At 36.7% G+C, this 5,924-nt stretch carries 6 protein-coding genes; all 6 read left to right on the forward strand.

Annotated elements, in window-relative coordinates:
• Nucleotides 1-236: 236 nt before the first annotated feature.
• The 6 genes from WKS98_RS09690 (at nt 237) to WKS98_RS09715 (ending at nt 5,685) form a co-directional block, all read left to right on the forward strand.
• Nucleotides 237-374 carry a hypothetical protein gene (locus tag WKS98_RS09690; RefSeq protein WP_498918872.1) on the forward strand — a complete coding sequence of 46 codons (138 nt, stop codon included), beginning with the start codon at nt 237-239 and terminating at the stop codon, nt 372-374.
• 98 nt (nt 375-472) lie between these two features.
• Complete coding sequence (locus WKS98_RS09695) at nt 473-667, forward strand: hypothetical protein (RefSeq protein WP_498918873.1); 195 nt, start codon at nt 473-475, stop codon at nt 665-667.
• A gap of 267 nt (nt 668-934) precedes the next feature.
• Nucleotides 935-2,761 carry a translational GTPase TypA gene (gene typA, locus WKS98_RS09700; protein ID WP_498918875.1) on the forward strand — a complete coding sequence of 609 codons (1,827 nt, stop codon included), beginning with the start codon at nt 935-937 and terminating at the stop codon, nt 2,759-2,761.
• Nucleotides 2,762-2,956: 195 nt separating this feature from the next.
• On the forward strand, nt 2,957-4,627 hold the full coding sequence (locus WKS98_RS09705) for a formate--tetrahydrofolate ligase (RefSeq protein WP_498918876.1): 1,671 nt from the start codon (nt 2,957-2,959) through the stop codon (nt 4,625-4,627).
• Between the two features lie 11 nt (nt 4,628-4,638).
• Nucleotides 4,639-4,959, forward strand: coding sequence for a YerC/YecD family TrpR-related protein (locus tag WKS98_RS09710; RefSeq protein WP_498918878.1), 321 nt, complete (start codon nt 4,639-4,641; stop codon nt 4,957-4,959).
• Between the two features lie 537 nt (nt 4,960-5,496).
• Nucleotides 5,497-5,685, forward strand: coding sequence for a hypothetical protein (locus WKS98_RS09715; protein WP_498918880.1), 189 nt, complete (start codon nt 5,497-5,499; stop codon nt 5,683-5,685).
• The last annotated feature ends 239 nt before the right edge of the window (nt 5,686-5,924 follow it).

Genomic DNA, 5,924 nt, shown 5'->3' on the forward strand with positions numbered 1-5,924 from the left:
TTTAAAGGCAAACATTGGAAAATGCACGTTTATGACGTGTAGTTGTTAATAATTTAATATTGTATAATTTTAAAGTCATGAGGGGTGCAGAAATGCACCTCTTTTTTGTGTGTCTAAAAAAATAAAAAAAATAAGAAAAAAATCATTAAAATGCTTGATATATTATAACACCTGTGTTATAATATAATTACAGTAAGGGAATACCTTACGAGTTAAGAGTAGGAGGAAGGAGAAAAATGGAAGATAAGGAAATGACTAATCAACAATTCGATTCACTAATTGAAATGATAGCTAAGATAGTGGAAAAATCAGAATCAGTAGAAGAAGCGGCAAAAGAAATAAGAAATTTAAAAACACAAAAGCCTACTGAATAATCAGCAGGCAAAAGAAATAAAGATTTGGGAGACCTACTCCTCCCTTTTCTTTAAATTAAGTATATCAGTGAGTAGGAAAAAAGACAAGGGGCGATGTGGTGGAAAACAAAACTTCTGAAGCTCAAATAAAAGCCAGCAGAAAATGGGAAAAGAAAAACCCAGAAAAAACCAGATACCAAAGGTATAAAAGTACTGCGAGAACTTTTGCAAGGAAATATGCTAAAAGTGATGAAGATATTAAAGAGATCTTAGAAATTTATAGGCGTGAAAATAAAAATCATAAATCGATATGATGTAACTGTGTGAACATAAATATAGAGGGGATAAAACCCCTCTTTTTATTTAATATCATTTACCTTATAACTTTTCTTTTGCCGTCACAAAAACGGCAGAAATAAATCAGATTTGTGTATATTTTGCTTGATTTTTCATTTTATGATAATTTTATTAAAAGCCTTGAAACGTTGTTTCTATGAGGTTTTGTTAGTTTTGGGGTAGTTTTTGAGAAACCCGTTAAGTTTTATGGTATAATTTCAAAGGTAAAGTAAGGAAGTGTTTTAATGGCAAATAAAAAAAATATTAGAAATGTTGCAATCATAGCCCATGTTGATCATGGCAAGACAACATTAGTAGACGGATTATTGAAAGCCGGTGGTGTGTTTAGAGAAAACCAAGCTGTTCAAGACAGAGTTATGGACAGTAACGACATCGAAAAGGAAAGAGGTATAACAATACTTTCTAAAAACACCGCCGTAGACTATAAGGATTACAAGATAAATATTATCGACACCCCAGGTCACGCAGACTTTGGTGGCGAAGTGGAACGTGTGCTTAGCATGGCAGACGGAGTTGTTCTTGTTGTAGATGCATTTGAAGGACCAATGCCACAAACTAAGTTTGTATTGAAAAAAGCATTCGAATTAAACCTACCTGCAATAGTGTGCATCAACAAAATTGACAGACCGGAAGCAAGGCCGGAAGAAGTTGTAGATGAAATCTTAGACCTATTTCTCCAACTTGACGCAGGAGAAGAATACCTTGAATCACCAATTGTATATGCTTCAGCAAGACAGGGCTTTGCATGTGAGGACTACAACAATCCATCAGATGACATGTCCTATCTTCTTGATAAGATTATTGAGTACGTTCCAGAACCAAAGGGCGATGTGGAAGAATCATTTAGACTTTTAATTTCCACCAGCGACTACAACGACTACGTTGGTAGAATCGGTATTGGAAAGATTGACTCAGGAACAATTAAAGTAAATGACAGAGTTCATATTTTGAACTATTACAACAAGTCGGTTGATAAAAAAGTTACCATAACAAAGATATATGAGTTTCAAGGACTAAACAGAGTAGAAGTACAGTCTTCAACAGCGGGAAATATAATTGCCGTTACAGGAGTTGAAGGCATAAACATCGGAGACACCATCTGTGACCTTGAACACGAAGACCCAATACCATTTACAAAAATTTCAGAACCAACCCTTGCAATGAACTTCTTAGTAAACGACAGTCCATTTGCAGGTCGTGAAGGAAAATATGTAACCAGTAGACAAATCAGAAATAGACTTTTCAAAGAACTAGAAACTGACGTTAGTTTAAGAGTTGAAGAAACCGACTCCACCGACGCCTTTAGAGTAAGCGGTAGAGGAGAACTTCATCTATCAGTATTAATAGAAAACCTAAGAAGAGAAGATTACGAGTTTCAAGTTTCAAAACCACAGGTACTATATAAAGAAGAAGATGGAGTTACCCTAGAGCCAATCGAAAGAGTGACCATAGACGTAGACGAAGTATATGTAGGCGCCATAATAGAAAAACTTGGAATGAGAAAGGGAGAACTAATCGACATGAAGCCATCAAAAGGTGGCTACACAAGACTAGTTTTCGACATACCAACAAGAGGTCTAATAGGATATAGACAAGAATTTATATCCACCACAAAGGGTACAGGAGTAATCAACTCCGAACTTAAAGAGTACGCAAAGAAAAAAGGCGACATACCAGGTCGTCCAACCGGTTCTCTAATATGCTTTGAAACAGGAGTGACATCTGCCTATGGACTAAACGCGGCACAAGAAAGAGGAGTGCTATTTGTAAAACCAGGGGAAGATGTTTATGAGGGAATGGTCGTAGGAGAAAATCCAAAGGGACTAGACATCGAAGTCAATGTATGCAAGAGAAAGCAACAGACAAATATAAGGTCTTCAGCAGCAGACGAAGCCCTAAGACTTTCACCACCAAGAATACTAAGCCTTGAAGAGCTACTAGAATTTATCGAAGAAGATGAACTAATAGAAGTAACACCTAAGAGCCTTAGAATAAGAAAGAAGATATTAAACTCTGAACTAAGATACAAATCAAAAAAGAATAAAAACTAATACATTACTTTATTAAATTCGCTTTTTCAAGTATAATAAGTATGTAGATATTAAACCTATTTTTTTAACGAATTAAAGTATAAGACTTTAATTTATAACCTGATTAAAGTATTTTTAATCGGGTAAATAGATAGAGGATAACTTAGTATTAATTACTAAAGTTTTAACTACAAATATTAGGAGGTTATGTATCAAATGAAAACAGACGTACAAATAGCACAAGAAGCCAAAATGGAACCTATAGTTGAAGTTGGTAAACGTCTAGGTCTTGAAGAAAAAGATCTATACCTATATGGAAACTACAAAGCAAAATTAGACTTAGGACTTTTAGAAAAATTCAAGGATAAAAAAGACGGAAAACTAATCCTTGTAACAGCAATAAATCCAACAACAGCAGGAGAAGGAAAGACAACAGTTAACGTTGGACTTTCAATGGGACTTAACAGAATCGGTAAGTCAGCAATCTCTGCACTAAGAGAACCTTCACTTGGACCAAGCTTTGGTATCAAAGGTGGAGCAGCAGGTGGTGGATACTCACAAGTAGTTCCAATGGAAGACATCAACATGCACTTCACAGGAGACTTCCACGCTATTACAACAGCAAACAACCTAATCTCTGCACTATTAGATAACCACTTACAACAAGGAAACGAACTAGGAATCGACCCTAGAAGAATCCTTTGGAAGAGAGTTCTAGACATGAACGATAGAGCACTAAGAAACATCGTAGTAGGACTTGGCGGTAGACCAAACGGAGTACCAAGAGAAGACGGTTTCGATATAACAGTAGCTTCAGAAATAATGGCTATACTATGTCTAAGCACAAGCCTTGAAGACTTAAAAGAAAGAGTTGGAAACATCCTTATTGCATACACATACGACAAGAAACCAGTATATGCAAAAGACATCAAGGCACAAGGAGCAGTAGCACTAGTAATGAAAGATGCTATTAACCCTAACCTTGTACAAACATTAGAAAACACACCAGCAATACTACATGGTGGACCATTCGCAAACATTGCACACGGATGTAACTCAGTAGTAGCAACAAAACTTGCTATGAAATTAGCTGACTACACAGTAACAGAAGCAGGATTCGGTGGAGACCTAGGAGCAGAAAAATTCTTCGACATCAAATGTCGTCTAGGCGGAATCACACCAGACTGTACAGTTATCGTAGCAACAGTAAGAGCATTAAAACATCACGGTGGATGCGCTAAAGACCAACTAGGCGAAGAAAACCTTGAAGCACTAGAAAAAGGATTTGCAAACCTAGAAAGACATATTCAAAACATGCACAAGTTCGGTATTCCATGCTTAGTAGCAATTAACCGTTTCCCAACAGACACAGAAAAAGAACTAGAACTACTTGATAAATTAACAAAAGATTCAGGAACAGAAGCAGTTCTTGCAGAAGTTTGGGCAAAAGGTGGCGAAGGTGCAGAAGACCTTGCAAAAGCAGTAGTTAAGAAGATAGAAGATAACGAAAACAACTTCCACTTCCTATACGAAGAAGACATGACAATAGAACAAAAGATAGAAAAGATCGCAACTGATATATACGGTGGAACTGGAGTAGAATTTACTACAAAGGCAAAGAATAAATTAAAAGAAATAAAAGAACTTGGCCTTGATAAATATCCAGTATGTATGGCTAAGACACAATATTCATTCTCAGATGACCCTAAACTATTAGGAGCACCATCAGACTTCCACATTACAGTTAGAGACTTGAGAATTTCAAGAGGAGCAGGCTTTATCGTTGCCCTAACAGGAGACATAATGACAATGCCAGGCCTTCCAAAAGTTCCAGCAGCTAACAACATTGACGTATTAGAATCAGGCGAAATAGTTGGATTATTCTAAGGAGTGATATTTTGAGTAGCGAGTCTAGGCTAAAGAGCAAACAATTAGATGATTTCTTTGATGCAGTAATGATGCTAAAAAGTAGAGATGACTGTTACAAGTTCTTTGAAGACGTATGTACAGTAAGAGAGCTTCATTCAATAACACAAAGATTAGAAGTTGCAAAACTTTTAAAAATCAGAAAAACCTATAACGAAATAGAAAAAGAGACGGGAGCTTCAACAGCTACAATTAGTAGAGTAAATAGAAGTCTTAACTATGGAGCAGAAGGCTATGAACTTGTTCTAGACGAGCTTATAAAAAGAGACTTAGAAGCAAAACGAAAGAAATAAAGAAAGAACCCATATGGGTTCTTTTTTTGTCCACCCTGTCATTCTGAGCGAGCGTAGCGAGTCGAAGAATCTCAGATACTTTTTGAAAAAAAGTATCTGAAAAATTCAAACTAAAAATTTTTGTTTTGTAGGGTTATACCCTACAACTTTTTCATTTCAAATCCACTTTCTCTTTTAACCAAGGGGAGAACTAAGAAACCTTTTCGTATGGTTTCTAACGTTCTCCCCTTGAAATCCACTCTTCCTTACCTTCCAAACGATTCAGGACTGGCTGTCCTGAAAACCTGCTTAGAAAGAAGAAGAAAATCTTGTTGGATTTTCTACTGTTTTTATATTGTGTTTTGTAGTTTTTCATTTTCTAGCTTATTATTTCTAATATCTACTTCATTGTCAGAGGTCGCCTTCTGACACTTTTCTTCAAAAAGTGAAACGAGATCGACATTTGACCTACGACGAAGACTTCGTCTTCTGTTAGGTCAAGAATTCTTCGACTACAATTTTTACTTCGTAAAAATTTCCGCTCAGAATGACAGTACGATGGAAGAAATTCCCAATAAATGTGCCGAAGGCACAAACAGGAAAGCCTTAGCTTTCCTACCACTTTACAAAAGGGGACTTGGGGATGTCCCCAAGTCGTTGGGAGGTAAAGGGGGTTTTCAAGGGGGAAAAGGCCCGATAGAAAGCAGTTCCTTTTTCCCCCTTGGTGGAATAAATAAAATATACTAGAAGCAAATGGTCGTAGGGTTATCCTACATAACAATGCCGTAAGATAAATAAAGTATGACAATACTGGGGAGTTCAAACCTTGTATGGTGAAAGCCCAACAAAACAAAAAAATAATGTGCCGAAGGCACAAACAGGAAAGCCTTAGCTTTCCTACCACTTTACAAAAGGGGTCTTGGGGATATCCCCAAGTCGTTGGGAGGTAAAGGGGTTCCCAAGGGGGAAAGGAACGTACGAAACGG

The sequence above is a fragment of the Lagierella sp. ICN-221743 genome (genome assembly GCF_037890055.1).
Classification (GTDB): Bacteria; Bacillota; Clostridia; order Tissierellales; family Peptoniphilaceae; genus Mediannikoviicoccus.